Genomic DNA, 22,606 nt, shown 5'->3' with positions numbered 1-22,606 from the left:
TCCCATGCTGCACCGTCCATCGCCGCCTCAAGCTATCTGCATGGGCAGCCGATAACAGTGGTAGCCATATGCCGCCTCAGACGTACCGAAATGAGACGACGCGCTGACCTGCCCCAGAAATGTGTCTGATCGCGGCCCATCGCATCAGCCTCATTCCTGCAGCGAATGGCACTTGATGTACTGGCCATGGATATCTCTTCACAAACGGACTCCTGATCGCACCTGTCGAGAAAGACAAGATGAACAAAGCCCATCTGAAGGCTGAGCTTCTGCAATACACCTTGGGCAGCAACCTTGCTGGCCTGTTTGCTCAATTTGTCGCCGCAATCGGTGTTGTGCTATTGGTCAAGAGCGTCGAGGCCACCCGGGAATGGAACTGGGTATGGCTGTCGATCACCGTAAGCGTTCTGGGGGCCAGACTGGCCTTGCATCGCTACCTGGTTCACGAAATCAATACGCCAAGGGGCAAGTCGGCGCAGTGGCTTGATCGAGCCTGGCTGCTACAGGGAGCCGGACTGTTCGCAACCGGGTTGCTGTGGGCGATCCTGATCCTGGTCGAGTTCAACACCTACAGCCCGGTCCAACAGTACCTGATCATCATGGTGGTATCGGCCATGGCCGGTGGTGCCAGCGGAATCCTGGCTCCCATGCGGGTCATGGGGCCGGTGTACTTCGCGCTCATGATGCTGCCCGTCTGTTTCCAGCTGACCATCCAGACTCCGTCACAATGGATTCTTGGCGTCATCGGCGTGGTCTTTTACGGCCTGATGTTTGTGGGGCATCGCACCAACCACGTTCGCCTGAGCAAATCGATCGAATTACAGAATGAGAACCTGGATCTGGTCGGGCAACTCACCCAGCGAACGGAAGAAATTCTTGCCATCAATGCAGAGCTTGAAGAGCGAGTCGCTGATCGCACTCGCTCTTTGCACATTCTGGCTCACCGTGACCCGCTGACATTCCTGCCCAATCGACGCGGTCTGATGCACGAACTCAGCCCGCTTCCGGACATGGCGCCCGAATCATGCGCGGTCCTTTTTCTCGACCTCGATCACTTCAAACAGATCAATGACGGCCTGGGGCATGCCTGTGGCGACGAAGTGCTTCAGGGCGTTGCAAAACGTTTGCAGTCCCTGCTTCCTCCGGGCTCCTCCATCGCTCGCTGGGGAGGCGACGAGTTCATTGTCGCGACCCCGGCACTGCTCGACGCGCGTATTCAGGCCCGACAACTGGCTGAAAAGCTGGGCGAAGCACTGACTAAAAACTTCGATGTCGACTCTGCCTCCCTGCGCATCGGCGTCAGTATCGGCATTGCCATCCAGGGGGATGACGGCGATGACATCGAAACACTGCTACAGGCGGCCGATCTGGCTTCAGCCGAAGCCAAGCGACAAGGCCGTGGCCGTATTGTGTTTTACGATCAGGAACTGGCGCGCATCCAGCGCCGCAAGCTCGACATCAATATTGCCCTGCGCCATGCCACGCATGACGACAGCCTGTCACTGGTTTTCCAGCCGCTGATCTCTGCCAGCACCGGCGAAGTGATGTGTATCGAAGCCTTGCTGCGCTGGGCCCCTCCTCACCTGGGATCCGTCGGCCCACAGGAATTCATTCCTGTCGCCGAAGAGTCGGACCTGATCGTCGAACTGGGTGCCTGGGTGTTGCGCCAGGCCTGTCGCGCTGCATCGACCTGGGAAGGCACCGGCACGGAAAAGCCGTCGGTTGCCGTGAACGTCTCCATTCGTCAGTTGGTGACCCCTGGCTTCACTCGATTCGTGGATCAGGTACTGGCCGAAGAGTATTTGTCTGCCGAACGGCTGGTTGTGGAAGTCACAGAGTCGGTGTTCGACGAGGCCTGGAAGGAACGCATTCTTGAGTCACTGCATGACCTGAGAAAGCTGGGCGTGCACATCCATATCGACGACTTCGGCACAGGTTACTCGTCGCTCTCGCGACTGCGTGAGCTGCCTATCGATGGCATCAAGATCGACCGTTCATTTGTCGCCCAACTGGACGACCGGGCCTTGTCCGTCGTGGAAAGCGCCGTGCTCATTGCCAAGCGCTTCTCTCTGAAAATCGTTGCCGAAGGCATCGAGACTCAGGCACAGGCGCAATGCCTGCATGCGATGGGGGTGGATGAGTTTCAGGGCTACCTGTTGGGCAGACCGCAACCTGGCGTACAACTTCAGAGCGTAGAGCCGTTCTGGATCACGGATTCCGCCACCGTTTAACGGGCAAGGAACAGAAGATCGCCGAGCCTGCACGTAAGGCTTCCCACATGAAAAACACCTCAACAACCGGAACACATTCCGACCGTTGAGGTGTCATGTCACAGATTCGCGTATTACCCCAGCTGGAAGCGTGCCGTGTTGTCGTTCAATGCGCGGCTGCCCTTGCTCAAGGTATCAGCCGCCTGATTGACCGCACGCGCACCATCGAGCAAGCGACCTGCCGCCTGATCGACCTGCTGGATATTGTTGCTGACCTCATCGGCGGTCGAAGCCTGCTCCTCGACGGCCGTTGAAATCTGCACCAGCGTGTCGGTCACACCTTGCACCGCCGTGGCAATTTCACCCAGACGAATGCCCAGTCCCGTTACCGACTGGGCGTCGTTGACGGCCTGGCCACAGGCGGCCTCCATCAGGGTCACGGCCTGGGTCACGGTGGAGCGCAAACTGTCCACGGTGCCAGCGATTTCTGCTGTAGACGCCTGAGTACGTTGCGACAGGCTGCGAACCTCATCGGCCACCACGGCAAAACCACGCCCCTGTTCACCGGCACGCGCAGCTTCGATGGCCGCATTGAGCGCCAGCAGGTTGGTCTGTTCGGCAATGCCGCGAATCGCATCCACGACCGACTGGATCTGCTGCCCCTGCTCACTGACACGTCCCAATGCAGCAGCCGTGTCGGTCAGTCGTTGATTGAGCTGCTGAATGCTGTCGGTGGTGCGTCGGCTGTCGCGGCTGCTTTCTTCGGCAATCTGACGTGTCTGACGGGCACTGTCGGAGGCCTGCTCGCAGCTTCTGGCCACGCCCTGAGAAGTGGCCGCCAGCTGGGTCGCGGCAGCAGCAATCTGGCTGATCTGATACTGCTGCTCTTCGACTTCGCTGAGCGTGCCGTTGGACTGGGTATTGAGCGTCAGCACCGCATTACCCAATTGCAGGGTTTCGTGATTGACGCCCAACAGGCTGCTGCGCAATTGCACCACCGCCACGTTCAATGCCTGACTGATCGCAGCCAGCTCATCGCGTCCCTGAACCGACACTTCGACACACAGATTGCCGTCACGCAGCGATTCGGCAAGCGTGGTGATGCCACTGGCACTGCGTCGGATCGACGATTGCAGACAGGCGAACAGATAGAGCGCCACCAGCATCAACACCCCGAAAACCACGGCCAGCGGGATGAACTGCATGTTGGAGCTGTCGCGATAATATTCGAGCCGATCGTTCAGAGAAATCAGCGACTGTTTGCGCAACTGAGCCAGCCCGCTCAGCATGGCATCGATACTGCGCTCGAACTCTTCAGGCTTGACCTTGATGGTGCCACCAAACACACCCTCATCGAGTACCTTCAGTTCGGCATCCATCATCGCGGACGTCACGCTGTATTTATCGGACCAGGACTTGAGTTCCGGTGGCAGCTTGGACAACAGCAAGCCACCCGCCTTGTGCATCTGATCCTTGGCATCGTCGATGCGGCTACGCAGGTCGCGCATCTGCAACCGGCTTTGCAGACTGAACTGACCTGAGACCACAGAGGTTTGCCCGATACTGGCCATACGGCCGATACGCTCGATCAGGTCCGGCATCTGCTGCGTGGAGAGCTGCATCAGCATGTAGGTTTCAAGCCAGGGATCGAGAATCAGACCGCTGTCCATCGCGATTTGCTCACGCAAGGCCTGGAGCAGACTCAGGGCGTTCGTGAAACGGTCATACCCGTCCGGCCACCAGCCGACCGTACGCAAGGAAGCCGTATCCATGCCCTTCACCGCGGCCTGCAATGCCTCATAACGCGCCATGGCATCGGCGGTCGCGCCTTCCTGCGCGAGTTTTGCACCGACCGCATCAAGCGTCCTGGCGATGAGGGGAAGGCTGGCATCGACCTTGGCGATGGCGGCCTTGGCGGCGGGGGTAGGCTCACGAAGAATATCGGCGGCCTTCCAGCGCGCAGCGTTGTCACGCTGGTTCGACAGCTCGAAATCGAGGTCATCGAGCACCAGCAATTGGCGCACGCCCGACTGCTCGCCCGAAATCACGGCAAGCTTGTTTCGATAATCCAGCGCAATCATCCAGACACTGCCCACCAGCGGCAGCATGAACAACAGGAACAGGACCTGAAACTTGCGAGCGAAACCGAAATGCCCCATCAGGCGCATACCCGGCGATAAAAGACCATTCATGTCCGACTTCCCCCATAGACAGCCTGCAAACCGGGATGCCCCGATGCCGGTGCCCCAGTTCAAAAAACAAGTAGCAAAATGCCATGTTATTGATTTAATGACGATAGCCATCGCATCTCGTTTGTCCGAAAAGCGATGTCGCCTATTTTTTTAGATGCGAAAAAGCCATCAGGCCCTCGCAGCCCGCTGAGCAAAGCAAGATTTGGACCGAAGTGGCTTTTTTTGAGGATTCCTTCGGGAATATCGGACGATCCGAGTACAGGCATCCTCCCTGCATGCGCAAGCCGAATGGTTGGCACCCATAACAACCGTTCGGGAATGCAGCCTTCAGCATCCAAATACGAAAAACCGATAGAAAGACTTGCCAATATTCGGAAACCCGAACACCCGCCACGGCACCGTTGAGGGCGAGGAAGACCTGCGGCTCAAAACGTCACTGGAAGAAACATTCGCAGGACGCCTCCGAACGCCCCAAAAAAGCGCTCTGACGCCTCATGAAAAACGGGCTTCTGGAGACCCGGAGCCAGAGATTACAGCCCAAGCGCGCTAACCGATTGATCAGACGCAATTATTTTTCATATCAACGCTTGACACATGTGCGTTATCCGCGAATAATGCGCGCCACTTGGCTACATAGCTCAGTTGGTTAGAGCATAGCATTCATAATGCTGGGGTCCGGGGTTCAAGTCCCTGTGTAGCCACCAAGTTCAACAAGAAGCCCGCCTAGTGCGGGCTTTCTTGTTTCTGGCTGTCTGAAATATCCCATACCGACTGCCCCCTCCAAAGCACCTTGGCTTCTACTACTCCGCCAATAGTTACACCCACGCAAACAAGCCCATCATTCCCGACACCGAACTTGCAGCACCTCAAATCGCACGACAGGCTTCCGCCCTCGCTGCAAAATCAGCACGAATGGGGGATTTATCACCTGCATTTTCAAGCAAGACCGGCGAGGACAGGACCATTAGTTTTTGCAAGAATCACAGACACACGCTTTTTCGCGATTGGCGTCTTCAACCATGGTGACTGGTACGCTGACGAAGTGATCGAGACCCTGCACAGAAACTGGCCTGAAGAAATCTCGGCGTGGAGAGTGGGAAATTGCACCTGACTTGACCAAGCGTTTGCATGGCACTTGACCACCTGTTTGCATTCGACTTGACCAGCCATTTGCATCGGATATGACCAGCATACAGATACGTGTTAACCGTTAGAAATCGACCCAAGGGAGCCATTTACAGTTGCCTGCTATCGGCCAGAAGCTGTCGCTCGATTACTTTCTATCAAACGCGGGCGTCAGGCCTGTTTCTGAGCACTTGCTGCGGGCGTCTAGATATCCATGAGGATAAAGTCGCCACTTCCCGTTTTTTTGGGACTGATGAGCAAATCTCATGAACCCTTGCCGATTTAACCGTCTAGTCCCCACTCGTTAGCTCGCTTACTGTTCTCCCAACGCCAAATGTCGGGAGATCCAAATGCACAAGCGCACGCTCGGAAACAGTTCACTCGAAGTGTCAGCCCTGGGCTTCGGTTGCATGGGCTTGAGTCATGGCTACGGCCCGGCGACCGACACACAACAAGCCATTGCGCTGATCCGATCGGCGGTTGAACGAGGCGTTACGCTCTTCGATACCGCCGAGGTCTACGGCCCTTACCTGAATGAACAAGTGCTGGGGGAAGCCCTGGCACCGGTGCGCGATCAAGTGGTCATCGCCACCAAGTTCGGCTTCACCTTCGGCGACGACAATAAACAGCAAATTCTCAACAGCCGACCCGAGCACATCCGGGTCGCGGTCGAGGGTTCGCTGCGTCGACTGAAGACCGATTACATCGATCTGCTTTACCAACACCGCGTCGATCCGGACGTGCCGATCGAGGACGTCGCTGGGGTGGTGAAGGACTTGATTGGCGAAGGCAAGGTCAAGCACTTCGGCCTGTCGGAGGCCGGTGCGCAGACCGTCCGCCGTGCGCACGCCGTGCAGCCGGTAACAGCGCTGCAAAGCGAATACTCGCTGTGGTGGCGCGAGCCTGAGCAGGAAATCCTGCCGACGCTTTGGGAGTTGGGCATCGGCTTCGTGCCGTTCAGCCCATTGGGCAAAGGTTTTCTCACCGGCACGGTGTCGACGGAGGCCACTTACGGCAGCGACGATTTCCGCAGCATCGTCCCGCGTTTCAGCCAGTCGGCGCTGCAAGCCAATCAGGGCCTGGTGGTGTTGATCCGTCAGATCGCCGCGCAGAAACAAGCCACACCCGCACAGATCGCGCTGGCATGGCTGCTCGCGCAGGCGCCGTGGATTGTGCCGATTCCGGGGACGACCAAGCTGCATCGTCTGGAAGAAAACCTCGGCGGCGCGGACATCAAGCTCGACGCCTCCGAACTGAAGGCAATTGATACAGCGTTGGCACAGATCCGCATCGAAGGCGAACGCTATCCTGAAGCCCTCAAGGCGCGTGTCGGTCGATGAGCAACGATCACGATCCGCTGCGGCGCACGGTGATCGCCGCACTGGCCAGCGCCCCGCTGATGTCGCTCGCCGACACGCAAGGCGCCATTGAACCGCGCTCAGGCTCGCGGATTCTGGTCGCGTATTTTTCGCGTTCGGGCAACACCCGCGTCGTTGCCGGGCTGATCCAGCGTGGGCTGGGTGCCGATCTCTTCGAGATTCGTCCGGCCCACGCCTACCCCGAGGACTATCTGCAGACCGTCGAGCAGGCGCGTCAGGAGCGCGACAGCGGCTTTGAACCCGAGCTGCAAAACAAGGTTCACACCCTCAGCGATTACGACACGATCTATCTGGGTTTTCCGATCTGGGGTGAAACCGCCCCGCCGATCGTGCGCACATTCCTCAGCGCCCACGACCTGACCGGCAAGACCCTCATCCCCTTCAACACCCATGGTGGATATGGCCTGGGCAACAGCCGCAGTGTGCTTGTCAAGCACGCGCCGAAGGCCAAAGTGCTGGAAGGCTTTGTGATGGAGGGCGAGCAGGAACGCAAAACCATGGAACGCGTGAACGGCTGGCTGAACGATCACCCTCTCACGTATTAATCGAATTCTGTACGGAGTAACTTCATGAAAATCCGCACGTTGGGCAATGGCCTGGAAGTGTCCGCACTGGGTCTTGGCTGCATGAGCATGACGTCGGCCTACGGGCCGGCAGCCGACCAGGCCAGCATGATCAAGCTGATTCGTTCGGCCCACGAGCAAGGCGTCACCTTGTTCGACACCGCCGAAGCGTATGGCCCGTTCACCAATGAAGAGCTGCTGGGCGAGGCCTTGCAGCCGATCCGCGAGCAGGTCGTCATCGCCACCAAGTTCGGCTTTGATATCGACCTGATCACCGGCGCACGTAGCGGTGGCACCAACAGCCGCCCGGAGCATATACGCGCCGTGGCCGAAGCGGCGTTGAAGCGTCTGCGTACCGATTGCATCGACCTGTTTTATCAGCACCGCGTTGATCCCCAGGTGCCCATCGAAGACGTGGCCGGCACCGTCAAGGATCTGATCGCCGAGGGCAAGGTCAAGCATTTCGGCCTTTCTGAAGCGGGTGTGGAAACCATTCGCCGGGCCCACTCGGTGCAACCGGTCACGGCGGTGCAAAGCGAATATTCACTGTTCTGGCGCGGCCCGGAGCTGGAACTGCTAGCCGTGCTGGAGGAACTGGGGATCGGCTTCGTACCGTTCAGCCCGCTGGGCGCCGGTTTTCTCACCGGTCAGATCGACGAGCACACGCAGTTCGACGCGAGCGATTTCCGCAATTTCGTCCCGCGCTTTTCCCCTGAAGCGCGCAGGGCCAATCTGGCGTTGGTCGATGTGGTGAAAGCCGTCGCACAACGCAAACACGCCACGCCGGCGCAAGTGGCACTGGCCTGGTTGCTCGCACAGAAACCGTGGATTGTGCCGATCCCGGGCACGACCAAACAGCATCGCCTGGAAGAAAACCTGGGCGCGGTCGAGCTGGAATTGACCGGCGACGATCTACGCGTGATCAACGAGCAGATGGCGCAGGTTCAAGTGCACGGTGAACGTCTGCCGGAGTCGGCACTGAAAATGACCGGACTCTGAGTCTGCCCAACGCGGCGCCATGTGCGGCGTCGCTTTCCCTGTCTGACCGGAGAGCCAATCCGATGAACCGATTGATTGCGCCACTCGTTGCTTTGTCACTGATGGCGGCAGAGTCCCAGGCCGCCAGCGAAATCCGCATCACGCCAAACGGCTCGCAGCCCTCGGTCAAGGGCGCGGCGCAAAACTTTACCGGCACGGTGCGCGTTGATGGCCTGTTCAAAGGTGAACCGCCGGCGCGCATCGGCGGCGGCACAGTGACCTTCGAGCCCGGCGCACGCACAGCTTGGCACACCCACCCGCTGGGGCAAACGCTGATCGTCACCGCAGGCGTCGGATACGTGCAGCAAGAAGGCGGCCCGCGACAGGAGATCCGACCGGGCGACACTGTCTGGATTCCGCCGCACACCCGTCACTGGCATGGTGCCACGGCCAACAACGGCATGACCCATATCGCCATCGCTGAAGCCGAGGGCGGCAAGACTGTTACCTGGGGGGAGCCGGTCTCGGAGGCGCAATACGCCGGACAATGAAGTTACGGGATGTTTCCAAGCAGCTCGACCGGCACCTTTGTCGAGAACCGCCATCCAACCTCTAGGCCTCGCATCAGCCGGGTCGTGCCGGAATTGCAGCGGTTGTAGCTAAAACAACTCATGAGTTGCGCTCATGAGCCCATGCGCAATTTCGGGATTAATCACGACAACCATCCTTCGTACGATCCTGCGACACCGCAGAGACCCGCAATGGATGGAGCCTTTCACCATGACCACTGACACACGCAACAGCACAGCCCTCCCCGCACTCATGGCGCTTTGTCTGGGCGTGGGGGCGATGTTCAGCGTTACCACTCAAGCAGCCGAGGCATCGCCGACTATGGCCAGCAGTTCCGCCAGCGCAGCCACCTTGTCGCGCCAACAACAAACGATCCCTCTGATCGCCGCGTTCATGGCGACCAGCGACATGTCCAACCTCAATACCGCGCTCAATCAAGGGCTCGATGCCGGCCTGACCATCAGCGAAGCCCGGGAAATTCTGGTGCAGCTGTACGCCTACGTGGGCTTCCCGCGCAGCCTCAACGCCTTGAACGAGCTGATGACGGTGGTGCAGGCGCGTAAACAGCGTGGTATCGAAGACGCGCCGGGGCATGAGCCGAGCCGGGCAATTCCGATCGGGGATGAGCTGCTGGCCGCCGGCACCGCGAATCAAACCAGGATTTCCGGCGCCCCGGTCAAAGGCCCGGTGTTCGAATTCGCTCCAGTGATCAACCGGTTCCTGCAAACCCACCTGTTCGGCGACATCTTCGAGCGCGACAACCTCGACTGGCAAAGCCGCGAACTGGCAACCGTCGGGGCGCTGGCGGCAACACCAGGTGTCGAGCCGCAATTGCGCTCGCACATGGCGGCGAGCTTGCGCGTCGGTCTGAGCACGGCACAGTTGCACGAGGTCACGGAACTGCTGAAAAAACACGGCGATACGCAGACGACAGAACGTGCCAATACGGCATTGGCCCAGGCCCTCGCGGCTTCGGGGAAATGACATGAAATGTGCAAAATACCTGCTGAGCATCACGCTGTTGAGCCTGTTGGCGGCCTGCGCGAACCGTCCCGATGGCTCGTTGCTGATTCAACAACAAGGCAGCTTCGCCGCCGGCGGAACGGTGACCACTGCACCGGGCACCTTCAACCCGCGCCAACCGATGACGCCCAACGGCCAGACCTACCACGGTGACCACGCCTACGCCTTCTATCAAATCCCGGTGGATGCGCGAAAACTGCCCATCGTCATGTGGCATGGTGCGGGTCAGTTTTCCAAGACCTGGGAAACCACCGCCGATGGTCGCGAAGGCTTTCAGAACATCTTTCTGCGCCGCCATTACGGCGTCTATCTGATCGATCAGCCACGACGTGGCGATGCCGGGCGCAGCATGGTCGAGACCACAATCAAGCCTGTGCCTGACGAACAACTGTGGTTCAACCAGTTCCGCATCGGCCTGTGGCCCAACTACTTCGACGGCGTGCAAGTGGCACAGGATGCCCAGACCCGCGAGCAGTTTTTCCGGGCGATGACGCCGAACACAGGGCCGTTCGACATGGGCGTCGTCTCTGATGGCGTGTCAGCACTGTTCGACAAAATCGGCCCGGGGATTTTGTTCACCCATTCCCAAGGGGGTGGGCCGGGCTGGTTGACGGCGATCAAGAACGACAAGGTCAAAGCCATCGTGGCGTTCGAACCGGGCAGCAGCTTCGTGTTTGCTGACGGTGAAGTGCCTGAGCCGATTCCCAGCGCGTTTGACACGGTGCAAGGAGCGGCGGTGCCGATGGAGCAATTCATGGCCCTGACGCGCATTCCGATTCTGATCCTATACGGCGACAACATCCCGGAACATGAGGTCGACCTGCCCGCTCAGGACAGTTGGCGCGCACGCCTGAAAATGGCCCGTCTCTGGCGTGACGCGGTCAATCGCCACGGCGGTGAAGTGCGACTGATCCACTTGCCGGAGATCGGTATTCACGGCAATACCCACTTCCCCATGTCGGATCTGAACAACGTGCAGATCGCTGACCTGGTCGCGCAATTCCTCAAAGAAAACCAGCTGGACTGACCCTAACATTTTTGCAACTGCCGCCCTCTTGGTTGCTCAGGAGCTTCACGTGAAAAACACACTCAAAGCCACGTTCATGTCGGCATTGGTCGGTCTCTCGGCAGGCGAAGCCTTGGCCGCCGATTACAAAAAGAACCCGTTCACCCTCGCCTACGACGGCGCTATCAGCAAGAACGAACCGGGCAAGGTCAATGTCCATCAGGTCAGCTACAAGCTCAACGGTCTGGATATCGCCGCCAACGTATACACCCCGGCTAACTATGACGCGAAGAAGACCTACCCGACCGTGGTCGTTGCACACCCCAATGGCGGCGTGAAAGAGCAAGTCGCCGGTCTGTATGCCCAACGCCTGGCCGAACAGGGGTACATCACCATCACTGCCGATGCGGCGTATCAGGGTGCCAGCGGAGGTCAGCCGCGCAGCATCGATAAACCGGCGTATCGCATCGAAGACATTCACGGCATGGCCGACTTCATCAGCCAGTTTGCCGGTGTCGATGACGAACGTCTGGGCCTGCTCGGCATCTGTGGTGGTGGTGGTTATTCGTTGGCGGCAGCGCAAACCGACAAACGCTTCAAATCGCTGGCAACGGTGAGCATGTTCAACTCGGGCCGGGTACGTCGCAACGGCTACAACGACTCGCAAATGGACAGCATTCAGCAACGCCTGCAACAGGCGTCAGCAGCCCGCGCGCAAGAAGCGGCCGGCGGCGCGGTGCTGTACTCGGGCGATGCCAACCTCACCGACGAGCAGATTGCCAAACTGCCCTTCGAGCTGTATCGCCAAGGTTATGAGTATTACTGGAAGACCCACGCGCACCCGAACTCGACCTTCAAATACACTACCAGCAGCCTGATCGACTTGATGCGTTTCGACGCCACTGACCATATCGAGCTGATCAACCAACCTTTGCTGATGATCGCCGGCAGCAAAGCCGACAGCCTGTACATGACGCAGGACGCCTTCCCCAGAGCCACCGGCACCACGGACAAGGAAGTGTTTATCCTCGACGGCGCGACGCACATCGAAACCTATTGGGTGCCGCGTTATGTCGATGCCGCGCTTGGCAAACTGACCGCGTTTTACGGCCGCACCTTGTAATCAACTCTCTTGGGGATCGCGCATCCGTGTGCAACCTGCTTTCATGGATGAATCCCGTGCCCCCTCATGAGAGGCTCTCATCAATGTCCCGCGCTAATCTTAACGACCTACAAGCCTTCGTGGTCATCACCCGCGAAGGCAGTTTCACTCGCGCGGCCGCCCAGCTTGGCGTCTCGCAGTCTGCGCTGAGCCACACCATGCGCGCGCTGGAAAGCCGATTGGGGGTGCGCCTGCTGACTCGTACCACGCGCAGCGTTTCGCCGACCGAGGCGGGTCAGCGGCTTTATCAGTCGATGGCGCCTCGGTTCGATGAAATTGAACTCGAACTAGCTGCGGTCAGCGAGTTTCGTGACACCCCGGCAGGAAATGTGCGGATTCAAGCATCCGAACATGCCGCCAACAACATTCTGTGGCCCAAGCTTTCAAAGGTGCTTCCCGACTATCCAGACATCAAAATCGAAATCACCGTCGACTACGCCCTCTCCGACATCGTCGCGCAACGCTATGACGCCGGTGTACGTTTGGGAGACCAGGTGGCTAAGGACATGATCGCCGTTCCTATCGGCCCACCCTTGCGAATCGCGGTCGTGGGCTCACCCGAGTATTTCAAACAGAGGCAACTGCCAAAGGTGCCCGGTGATCTGGCGGCGCAAAATTGCATCAATCTGCGCCTCCCCACCCATGGCAGCCTGATGCAATGGGATTTTGAAAAGAATGGTCACGAACTGAAGGCTCGTGTCGAAGGGCAATGGACGTTTAACAGCAGCCTGCCGATCCTGCGTGCGGCCGTGGCGGGATGTGGCTTGGGTTTCCTGCCGGAGGACATGGTAGCGAAAGAACTAGCCGACGGCAGCCTTGTGCGGGTGTTGGAAGATTGGTGCCAACCCTTTGCCGGTTATCATCTCTACTACCCCAATCGGCGTGAACACTCATCAGCGTTTGGCGTTGTAGTTGAAGCATTACTGTACAAGCGCTGAGTCATCGACCTTCAAGGCGTCTGAAATTTTACCCGCCCACAAGCCCGCGAATTAGCAGATGCTTATGATTGATTGCAGGCGTACGCCACCGGCTGCAATGGATCGATTACTGCTGATAATGAATGGCACTTTTGGCCGAGAGCTGCCGGCCCACATTCTTGTTTCATACCCATTGTCTTGCCAGCTTCCCTCATGCTGCCACTTGCCGTTTTACTCACCCAACGCAAATGCTACCGCCGCCTCCACATGAATGGCCGTGGAGTCATAGCCAGGCAAGGGCAGTTGATCGGTTTCCAGAATCAGGCAGATTTCGGTGCAGCCGAAAATCACCGAGTCCGCACCTTCAGCCTTCGCGACCTCGATCAGCTTGATCAGGATATCCCGTGATGCATCAAACACTTTCCCCAGACTCAACTCATCGAAAATGATGCCGTGGATTGCTGCACGCCCTTCGGCATCCGGCACTCTCACATCAATCCCGTGGGTTTTCATTCGCGCGGGGTAAAAGCCGTTTTCCATGGTATAGCGCGTTGCGATCAGTAATGGCTTGCGACGTCCTTCTGCCTTGAGTCGTTCAGCGACCGAATCCACGATATGGATGAACGGCAGCGAAGTGGCGGCTGCCACTGCGTCGGCAACCAGGTGCATGGTCACGGCGCAGATCATCACACAATCGGCCCCCGCCTTTTCCAGGCTGCGCGCCACATTGGCCAGATAAACTCCGGCCTCATCCCAACGCCCGGTTTTCTGCATGTGCACGATGACTTCAAAGTCCACCGAATGCAGGAGAACCTGCGCCGAATGCAAGCCTCCCAAACGCTGGTTGATCGCCTGATTGAGGCGCCGGTAGTAGACCGCAGAACCCTCGAAACTCATCCCGCCAATCAGGCCGATCGTGCGCATTTTTCCACTCCTTTTCACGTATTCAGTGCTGATACGCCCTCTGCGCTTCAGCGTGATGGCAAGCGAGTGTATGCTTCCGCAAAAATCTTAAAAAATGAATTAACTGAATAACGGATTCTTGTTTTGAGAAACATTGACCTCGACTCGTTACAGATATTCAAGGCCGTGGTCGATTTCGGCAGCATCACGAACGCGGCCGCTCAGCTCAACCGGGTGCAATCCAACATCACAACCCGAGTGAAGAATCTGGAACAACGCCTGGGCACTTCGCTGTTCATTCGCCAAAGCGGCAAACTGACGCCTTCCTCAGAGGGCAGACTGCTTTATCAATACGCTGAAAGACTGCTGGCACTGTCTGCCGAAGCAGAGGCCGCACTCAAGAACGGCACGCCTCGGGGCACGCTGCGAATAGGCACCCTGGAAAGCACTGCCGCCGCGCGTTTACCACCACTCCTCTCGACTTACCACGAGCGTTTTCCGGATGTGCAGATCGAGTTGGTGCCCGGCTCATCGGATGCGCTGATCAGCCGGGTACACCGCGGGGACATTGAAGCTGCGTTTGTCTCGGATCCGTTCAACCGGACAGGGCTGGACAGTCAGGAAGCCTTTGTAGAAGAGCTGGTACTGATTGCTGCCAGAAAAAGCACGATCGCCAATGCCAGCGAACTGCACGGCCATACCATTCTGGCCTTTGCGGCAGGTTGCTCCTACCGGCGCATTCTTGAAGAGTGGCTGGAAAGCTGTGCCGTTACACCGCAACGGGTGCTTGAGCTGGCGTCCTATCACACCATCACGGCCTGTGTGGCGGCAGGAACAGGCATCGCTATCATGCCCCGCTCTGTCTTGAAGGCTGTGCAGGCAGAGCACCTGGTCCGCATTCTGCCGTTGCCCGGCAAGGTGGCTCGTACGCGGACGAGGCTGGTCTGGCGCAGCGGCATTCGCTCCAGTGTCCTGGAAACGCTGCTGGAAGAAATTCAGCGGCAGTCACCAGCCAGCCCTACTGTGACCAGCCAGAGCTAGATCTCCATCACCATCTCATGCCAAGCCATTCCGCCATGGTCCGAAGGCGATGGCTGGACGTAGCGATAGCCCATTCGCTCATACAACGGTACGTGGCGCTCCTTGCACATCAAGTGAATGGTTTTCTTGTCCAGCGCCTTCATGCGCTGGACGAACTCGCGCATCAGAAGCGTGGAGTAGCCCTTGCCCTGGCGGGAGGTGTCGATCACGACGGACATGATCACCACGTTCGGAGCGTCGGAAGAATGCCCCACCAACTCCTTGAACGCTTCGTCAGACATCACGACGTCGAAAGCACAGCCGCAGTTGATGAAACCGACAATCTCACCTTCGTCTTCCAGTAACAGGAAGCCTTGTGGGTATTGCTCGATGCGCGTCGCGATCTTTTCCTGAGTGGCGGCTTCATCGCCCTCATAGGCACTGATCTCGATCTGATAACAACGGGCGGCGTCCTCCGGGACTGCGTGACGAAAACGAAGGGTGGACATGGAAGCGTTTGATCCTGAAGGGCAGATAAAGGGCACCAGTCTAGAGAAAGACGGCGTGTCGTGAATGCAATTTATCAAGGCGCTCTGCCGTACCGAGGCTTGTCACAACTTTGACATCCGCAAAGACAGCGTGATTTCAACGAGGCATGCAAGCTATCAATTTGATGCCAGCCCCCCGTCTTCCTATGGTGAAGAACGGTGAATGCAGTGCCCTCAATTTGAGTGCCACCTTCGAGTTCAATCAACTTCGATATCAGGCACTCATGAAATCAAGCGCAGCCCAGCCCGAGCGTATCGTGAAATACCGCCCCGAAATCGACGGGCTTCGTTCATTGGCCGTGCTGCCCGTGATTCTGTTTCACGCCGGTTTTACGTTCTTTTCCGGCGGTTTTGTCGGGGTCGATATCTTTTTCGTGATATCGGGCTACCTGATCACGTCCATCCTTGCGACAGAAATCACCCAGGGCAACTTTTCGATTCTCTCGTTCTATGAGCGTCGCGCACGTCGCATCTTGCCCGCTCTGTTTTTCGTGATCATCGCCACGCTGCCGTTTGCCCTCGTCTGGATGCTGGACAGCGACATCCAGAACCTGGGACGCAGCATCATGTCGGTCGCAGTGTTCGCCTCCAATCTGTTTTTCTGGAGAAACACGGATTACTTCGACCCGGCCGCGACCGAGCAGCCCCTGCTGCATACATGGAGCCTGGCCGTCGAAGAGCAATATTATATTTTCTTCCCACTGTTTCTGATCCTGGCCTGGAAACTCAGGAGAACGGGCCTGACCCTGCTCCTTCTGTGCATCACCTGTGTGTCGCTCGCATTAGCCGAATGGGCGGCGACCTATCATCCGGCCGTCAATTTCTATCTGCTTCCCACCCGAGCCTGGGAATTGCTGGCGGGGTCGCTCGTGGCGATGCTGATGTTCAAGCCGGGCACAGAGGAATCGTCACGGCATCGCTACAAGGCGGCGCTGGCGGTCATCGGCGTTTGCATGGTGCTGTATTCAATCCTCGCGTTCGACGACACCACGCCCTTCCCCAGCCTTTACACCCTTGTACCGGTCGTCGGCACGTGCCTGATCATTCTGTACGCAACACCGTTCTGCCTGACAGGCAAAGTGCTCTCGCTGAAACCGCTGGTCGGTATTGGTCTGCTCTCTTACAGCGCCTATTTGTGGCACCAGCCAGTCTTTGCCCTTTACAGGCTGTCACCGCTTCAACTCACGGCCCACGATGCCTTCATCTTCCCGCTGCTGATCGCGGCTGTGTTTGCCCTGGCGTGGGTCAGCTGGAAATACATCGAAGCCCCCTTTCGTCATAAGAAACGGATGTCCCGGGCGAGGGTCTTCACCTGGGCCAGCACGGGTATCGTGGTGCTTCTGGGCATTGGCGGCACACTGAACAGGGCTTTCACGCCCGAAGTCGATCCCTTTGCAACGAAGATTCAGGATTGCACCGGTCATGACATGGTCGGCCCGGCGCTGATCTGCCAGAAGATCGGCACCGGCAGCAGGCTGGTGATTCTGTTCGGCGACTCGCATGTACTGCCACTGATCAATGCCTTCAACGAAGACCCAGACCGAACGTACATGTTCATCTCGATACCCGGTTGTCCTCCCCTGGTCGGGGTCGAGCGTTATGACGGCATCGGCAACAGTTCCAACTGCGACAAGCCGGGCCAGTTGCAGGCGTACGCCAGCCAGGTCGCTCACCTACAACCCGAGAAGATCATTCTCGTCGGCCGATGGACCCTGTACATGCACGGCTGGCAAAAGAAGAACGTCCTGCAGAAACGGCATCATCTGCTGCACCTCGAGACGGGCGAAACCGGCTTGACACCCCAACAGGTCGTCGCCGCCGGCCTGAACGCCACCGTCACGTTTTTCACCCGCTCCACGCCCGCGAGCCAACTCTTCATTCTCGAACAAGTGCCCGACATCCAGATGTTCGGGCACGTCAAAACAGTGATCAGTTCCGTGGGGGATCACGTTCCCAGGGCTGCAATCGATACCTGGGATCAGGGCGAGATGCTCATGCTGGACAAAGAAACCCGACAAGGAATATTGAAAGTCATTCGCACCAAACTCTACTTTTGTAACACAACCACCTGCAAGATTGGCCAAGGCAAGAACACCTACTACCTGGATGACAACCACCTCAGCGCCTCAGGTTCCAGGTTGCTGAGCGAGCCCTTGAAGATGGCAATTAGCGACTAATTCTGCCGTTTTTCCAGCGGATACCCTCCCAATCATCTCCCGTAAAATCAGGGTTTTACGGAGACAAATACAAACACAAGAGCAATTGCAAATCGTTTCTATTTACATGGATGTGAAAAAATTGTTAAATCCTGTGCCTAAACGTTGCTCTTTGTTTCGTCAGGCGCCCCTCGCTGTGACTCTACAAAGCCGATTTGTCTTCATTGTCCTTCAGGAATAATCACGAGATGTTTCGTCCCTTTATCCCCGCGTTGACTGGTGCCATGGCACTAGGCCTGTCGGCCCTTGCCCTGGCAGCTCCCGTCAGTCTGAACCTGCCAGCTCAGTCTCTGTCGACGTCCCTGACTCAACTGAGCCAGATCAGCGGCCTGCAAGTGACCTTCGACGCCAAGGCCGTCGCGGGCAAACAGGCCCCGGCCGTACAGGGCACTCTGGAACCTGCACTAGCGCTGAACCAGTTGCTGGCAGGCAGCGGCCTGAAAGCCAACGTCCAGGGCAACGCTGCACAGGTCGTTCCACAGCAGGCCGAAGGCCCGGTGGCCCTGGGCAATGTGAACATCAATGCTGACAGCAGCAGCCTGACAGGCGTCGCCACCACTGAAGGCACCAACTCCTACACCACAGGCTCCATGAACACCGCGACCAAGCTGCCGCTGTCGATTCGTGAAACGCCTCAGTCGGTCAGTGTCATCACGCGCCAGCGCATGGACGACAAGGGCATGAACGACGTCAACGACGTGGTCAAGTACGCTCCGGGCGTGACCCTGCGCAAGTTCGGTCAGGACCGTCAACAGTTCCTGGCCCGCGGCTTCACCATCGACAACCTGATGTATGACGGCCTGCCAAGCAGCCTGGGGACCTTCACTCAGGACACCATTTCCGAAGCCGACCTGGCCATCTACGACCGCGTTGAAGTGGTACGTGGTGCCACCGGTCTGATGACCGGTGCCGGTAACCCGTCGGCCACGCTGAACATGGTGCGCAAGCGCCCTACCGCCACGCCGCAGGTGAGCATCACCACCAGCGCCGGTAGCTGGGACCGTTATCGCACCGAAGTCGATGCGTCCAACAAGCTGAACGACGCGGGCAACATTCGTGGCCGTGTCGTGGCGGCCTATGAAGACGGCAAGAGCTTCGTCGACGAGCGCGAAAAACAGCGCCAGACTTTCTACGGGATTCTGGAAGCCGACCTGAACGACGCGACCACCTGGAGCATCGGTGCTTCCAAGCAGCGTGACGACGCGACCTCCGACTGGGGTAGCCTGCCGTCCGGCGCCAATGGCGAAGACCTGCACCTGTCACGCTCGACCTTCCTGAGTAACGACTGGGCCTACTGGGATCGCGACAACGTCAGCGTATTCACCGACCTGACCCACCGTTTCGACAATGGCTGGAACGCCAAGCTGGCCGCGGCCAGAATCTGGGCCGAGTCCAATACTTTCTCCAGCTACCTGAACTACGGCGGTGCGACCGGCTTTACACAATCCTCCGGTCAATATGACACCACGGACGTGCAGACCAACCTCGACGCCTCCCTCTCCGGCCCGTTCCAGTTGTTCGGACGTGAGCACGAGTTGACCATCGGTGCGAGCCGTCGTCAGGAGAAATTCGATCAGGTCGGCGGATGGTGGGCTGCTTCCCCATCGGTGGATATCTACAACTTCAGCCACAGCGTCATCGCCAAGCCTTCGCTGTCCAACCGCAACCCGTACCAGAGCAAGAACACTTCAACGGAAGAAGCCTTCTATGCGGTTTCCCGTTTCAACCCGATCGATCCACTGCATATCATCGTCGGCAGCCGCCTGACCTGGTATGACTACGACGATCGCAGCGGTACCAGCGATTATAAGGTCACTCAGGAAGTCACCCCGTATGCGGGCGTCATCTATGACCTGAACGACACCTACTCGGTCTACGCCAGCTACACAGAAATCTTCAAGCCGCAGAACAACAACGATGCCTCGGGCTCTGTCATTGAACCGATGACAGGCAAGAGCTACGAGGTTGGTCTGAAGGGAGAGTATTTCGACGGTGCGTTGAACGCTTCGGTCGCGTTGTTCGACATGGTCCAGGAAAATCGTGCCTACCAACTGCCAAACCAGGCAACGGCGTGCCCGGCCCTGGCAGCGGCCAACCAGACTTGCTATGGAGCAGCCGGTGAAGTCCGCAGCCGCGGTATCGACACCGAAATCAGCGGTGAGCTGACGCCAAACTGGCAGTTCTCCGCCGCTTATACCTACGTGCTGAGCCAGTACGTCAAGGATGCAACCGAGCGTAACGAAGGCCGTCTGTTCGCACCTGAACAGCCTAAACACCTGTTCAAGGCCGCAACCAGCTATAACCTGCAAGGCAGCCTGAGCAAATGGCGTGTCGGTGCAGACATCCTTGCCCAGAGCGAAACCTTCAACCGTGTCGGCACAGGCTACGCTACCCAGGATGCCTACTCGGTCGTCGGCCTGATGGCTGGCTACAAGTTCGACGAGCACTGGGATGGTCGCGTCAACTTCAACAACGTGTTCGACACCAAATACTGGCAGGGTATTCCGACCGGTACAGGCAGTGGCGTCTACGGCGACCCTCGTAACCTGATGTTCTCCCTGAAGTGGACACTCTGATCCCTCTGACGAGCTGAGACACTTCTGAAAAGCCGATGCCAGACCTTCTGGCATCGGCTTTTTCATGCCTGCCATTCTGAAATATGTTGACCAGAATGCCTGACAGGCCAGAAGGAATTTTTCACACAGCCTGCGTTACTATTTCCGGTCGAAATTCAGTCAGGACCTGAACTCAGGATGCCCGTAGATCCCGCCGCGCCGCTCACGCCCTTACCCGCCGTACTCGCAGGCCCGCTCTTGCGCCGTCAGGAAGCAGACCGTCTGGTGCTGTGGCTGACAGGATCGCGAGCACTTTCCCTGACCTTGCGTCTGCAATTCACCGACGCCAACGGGCAAAGAAGCAGTACGGACTTTCCGCTGAATGCCGATCAATGCACGGTGATCGCGGTCGGCCGCCATGCCTTTGTGCACCTGATCGATCTCAGACTGGATACCGGGCTGCCCAAAGACGTTCTGATCGAGTACGACCTGCTCATCGACGATGAGCAGCACAGCGGTATCGCCGACTGGGCGCCTCATTTGCTGTACGCCGGTGCCAGCACCCCCGACTTTGTCGTGCGCAGCAAGATCGACCATATGCTTCACGGCTCATGCCGCAAACCGCATCATCCTGCTGCCGAAGGCTTGCTGTGTGTAGACCGCTTGCTGGCCGATAGCAGAGATCCGCTGGAGCGTCCGGCCTTGCTGATGATGAGCGGCGATCAGATTTACGCCGACGATGTGGCGGGCCCCATGCTGCGGGCGATTCATGCCTTGATCGAACGTCTGGGCCTGTTCGGGGAAACACTCGAAGGTGCCGTGGTCGAGGACAGCGCCGATCTCTACAGGCACCCGGCCAGCTATTACCAGCGCGCCGATCTGCTCCCGGCCTTGAAAAGCAACGAGACACTGCGTGAGCGCTTCTTTGGCGGTGTCAGCAAGCCGGTGTTCACCAGCAGTTCGGCGGATAACCATCTGGTGACCCTGGCCGAAGTGATGGCGATGTACCTGCTGGTCTGGTCGCCGACACCCTGGACGCTGATCGAACCGGACATGCCGACACTCGAGGCCGAACAACGTGATCGCTACACCCGAGAACAACGCCTCATCGATGATTTCCGGAACGGTCTGGGCGGTGCGGCCCGAGCCATGGCGCACCTGCCCTGCCTGATGATCTTCGATGACCATGACGTCACCGATGACTGGAACCTGTCGGCCAACTGGGAAGAAAGCGCCTATGGCCACCCCTTCTCGAAGCGCATCATCGGCAACGCCCTGTTCGCTTACCTGCTGTGTCAGGGATGGGGCAACAATCCCGACGCGTTTGATGACCTCATGGAAGATGTTCAGGCATTGAGCGCCGAAGTGACAGCCCGTGATAACCGATGGCTCGGCAAGACCCAGGACACGCTGATCGACCGATTACTGCACTTTCAGCAATGGCATTACGTCCTGCCCACCAGTCCTGCGCTGGTGGTACTCGATACCCGCACCCGCCGCTGGCGCAGTGAGTCGAACTTCAATCAACCGTCAGGCCTCCTGGACTGGGAAGCCCTCAGTGAGCTGCAACAGGAGTTGATCGATCACCCGGCCGCCATCATCGTTTCACCGGCACCGGTCTTCGGGGTCAAGCTGATCGAAACGATACAGCGGGTATTCAGCTGGCTCGGTTACCCCTTGTTGGTGGACGCGGAAAACTGGATGGCACACCGGGGCGCGGCGCAGGTCATCCTGAATATCTTTCGCCACTCCAGAACACCGGGCAATTACGTCATCCTTTCGGGCGACGTGCATTACTCATTCGTCTATGAAATTCTCATCCGCCATCGCAGCGGCGGGCCGCGTATCTGGCAGATCACCAGCAGCGGTATCAAGAACGAGTTTCCCCGTCGCCTGCTCGATATCTTCGACCGCCTCAATCGCTGGCTATACTCACCCCGCTCCCCGCTCAACTGGTTCACCAAGCGGCGCCGGATGAAAGTCATTCCCCGCACGCCTGCGCACAGCAAGGCCGGTGAGCGCCTGTGGAATTCGGCAGGTGTGGGGCAGGTGTTCTTCAATGACAAAGGCCATCCGACCTTGATCCATCAGCTCAATGCCGATGGCTCGGCGCCCACCTGTTTCGTCGAGCCGGATGAATACAAGGACGAGCGGCCTTCTGTGGATAACCGTTTTCTGGAGAATGACCGGGAAACGAGCGACGGTCGCCGCTGAACCTTCTCGCCCCTTATCAGGTCGA

The 22,606-nt window shown here is 58.3% G+C and carries 16 protein-coding genes and 1 tRNA gene; 14 read left to right on the top strand and 3 right to left on the bottom strand.

The window, feature by feature from the left end; translation table 11 throughout:
* Positions 1–239 precede the first annotated feature (239 nt).
* Positions 240–2,231 (top strand): putative bifunctional diguanylate cyclase/phosphodiesterase, encoded by a 1,992-nt coding sequence (locus ACIPY9_RS00200; RefSeq protein ID WP_400696125.1) that lies wholly within the window; start codon positions 240–242, stop codon positions 2,229–2,231.
* A 113-nt stretch (positions 2,232–2,344) separates the two neighbouring features.
* On the opposite strand, the gene ACIPY9_RS00195 is transcribed toward ACIPY9_RS00200, so the two are convergent.
* Positions 2,345–3,376 carry a methyl-accepting chemotaxis protein gene (locus ACIPY9_RS00195; RefSeq protein WP_400696825.1) on the bottom strand — a complete coding sequence of 344 codons (1,032 nt, stop codon included), beginning with the start codon at positions 3,374–3,376 and terminating at the stop codon, positions 2,345–2,347.
* A gap of 1,653 nt (positions 3,377–5,029) precedes the next feature.
* On the opposite strand from ACIPY9_RS00195, the gene ACIPY9_RS00190 reads away from it, so the two are divergent.
* The 9 genes from ACIPY9_RS00190 (at position 5,030) to ACIPY9_RS00150 (ending at position 13,146) form a co-directional block, all read left to right on the top strand.
* A tRNA-Met gene (locus tag ACIPY9_RS00190) sits at positions 5,030–5,106 on the top strand.
* A 771-nt stretch (positions 5,107–5,877) separates the two neighbouring features.
* A complete protein-coding gene (locus ACIPY9_RS00185; RefSeq protein ID WP_400696123.1) occupies positions 5,878–6,867 on the top strand; it encodes an aldo/keto reductase in 990 nt (329 codons plus the stop codon).
* Positions 6,864–7,451 (top strand): flavodoxin, encoded by a 588-nt coding sequence (locus ACIPY9_RS00180; protein WP_400696121.1) that lies wholly within the window; start codon positions 6,864–6,866, stop codon positions 7,449–7,451. Before ACIPY9_RS00185 ends, ACIPY9_RS00180 begins: the two co-directional genes overlap by 4 nt.
* A gap of 24 nt (positions 7,452–7,475) precedes the next feature.
* Positions 7,476–8,468, top strand: a complete 993-nt coding sequence (locus ACIPY9_RS00175) for an aldo/keto reductase (RefSeq protein WP_400696119.1) — start codon at positions 7,476–7,478, stop codon at positions 8,466–8,468.
* A 62-nt stretch (positions 8,469–8,530) separates the two neighbouring features.
* Positions 8,531–8,998, top strand: a complete 468-nt coding sequence (locus ACIPY9_RS00170; RefSeq protein ID WP_400696117.1) for a cupin domain-containing protein — start codon at positions 8,531–8,533, stop codon at positions 8,996–8,998.
* Positions 8,999–9,227: 229 nt separating this feature from the next.
* The gene (locus ACIPY9_RS00165; RefSeq protein WP_400696115.1) at positions 9,228–10,001 is read left to right on the top strand and encodes a carboxymuconolactone decarboxylase family protein; all 774 of its coding nucleotides are present in this window, start codon (positions 9,228–9,230) and stop codon (positions 9,999–10,001) included.
* Between the two features lie 121 nt (positions 10,002–10,122).
* On the top strand, positions 10,123–11,067 hold the full coding sequence (locus ACIPY9_RS00160; protein WP_400696823.1) for an alpha/beta fold hydrolase: 945 nt from the start codon (positions 10,123–10,125) through the stop codon (positions 11,065–11,067).
* A 49-nt stretch (positions 11,068–11,116) separates the two neighbouring features.
* A complete protein-coding gene (locus ACIPY9_RS00155; protein WP_400696113.1) occupies positions 11,117–12,169 on the top strand; it encodes an alpha/beta hydrolase in 1,053 nt (350 codons plus the stop codon).
* An 83-nt stretch (positions 12,170–12,252) separates the two neighbouring features.
* Entirely contained in the window at positions 12,253–13,146 is an 894-nt protein-coding gene (locus ACIPY9_RS00150) for a LysR family transcriptional regulator (RefSeq protein WP_400696112.1), read from the top strand.
* Between the two features lie 210 nt (positions 13,147–13,356).
* On the opposite strand, the gene ACIPY9_RS00145 is transcribed toward ACIPY9_RS00150, so the two are convergent.
* Positions 13,357–14,049, bottom strand: a complete 693-nt coding sequence (locus ACIPY9_RS00145; RefSeq protein ID WP_400696111.1) for an aspartate/glutamate racemase family protein — start codon at positions 14,047–14,049, stop codon at positions 13,357–13,359.
* Between the two features lie 123 nt (positions 14,050–14,172).
* Between ACIPY9_RS00145 and ACIPY9_RS00140 the strand changes: the two genes are divergently transcribed.
* Positions 14,173–15,069, top strand: coding sequence for a LysR substrate-binding domain-containing protein (locus ACIPY9_RS00140; protein WP_400696109.1), 897 nt, complete (start codon positions 14,173–14,175; stop codon positions 15,067–15,069).
* On the opposite strand, the gene ACIPY9_RS00135 is transcribed toward ACIPY9_RS00140, so the two are convergent.
* Positions 15,066–15,557 (bottom strand): GNAT family N-acetyltransferase, encoded by a 492-nt coding sequence (locus ACIPY9_RS00135; protein WP_400696108.1) that lies wholly within the window; start codon positions 15,555–15,557, stop codon positions 15,066–15,068. The genes ACIPY9_RS00140 and ACIPY9_RS00135 overlap by 4 nt on opposite strands.
* 263 nt (positions 15,558–15,820) lie before the next feature.
* Between ACIPY9_RS00135 and ACIPY9_RS00130 the strand changes: the two genes are divergently transcribed.
* The 3 genes from ACIPY9_RS00130 (at position 15,821) to ACIPY9_RS00120 (ending at position 22,581) form a co-directional block, all read left to right on the top strand.
* Positions 15,821–17,773, top strand: coding sequence for an acyltransferase family protein (locus ACIPY9_RS00130; protein WP_400696106.1), 1,953 nt, complete (start codon positions 15,821–15,823; stop codon positions 17,771–17,773).
* Between the two features lie 227 nt (positions 17,774–18,000).
* The gene (locus ACIPY9_RS00125) at positions 18,001–20,388 is read left to right on the top strand and encodes a TonB-dependent siderophore receptor (protein ID WP_400696105.1); all 2,388 of its coding nucleotides are present in this window, start codon (positions 18,001–18,003) and stop codon (positions 20,386–20,388) included.
* 177 nt (positions 20,389–20,565) lie between these two features.
* Positions 20,566–22,581, top strand: a complete 2,016-nt coding sequence (locus ACIPY9_RS00120) for an alkaline phosphatase D family protein (protein ID WP_400696103.1) — start codon at positions 20,566–20,568, stop codon at positions 22,579–22,581.
* Positions 22,582–22,606 lie beyond the last annotated feature (25 nt).

Source organism: Pseudomonas sp. NPDC089734 (genome assembly GCF_044748865.1).
In the GTDB taxonomy this organism is placed as follows: domain Bacteria; phylum Pseudomonadota; class Gammaproteobacteria; order Pseudomonadales; family Pseudomonadaceae; genus Aquipseudomonas.
This window is presented reverse-complemented; position numbering and strand designations above follow the sequence as displayed.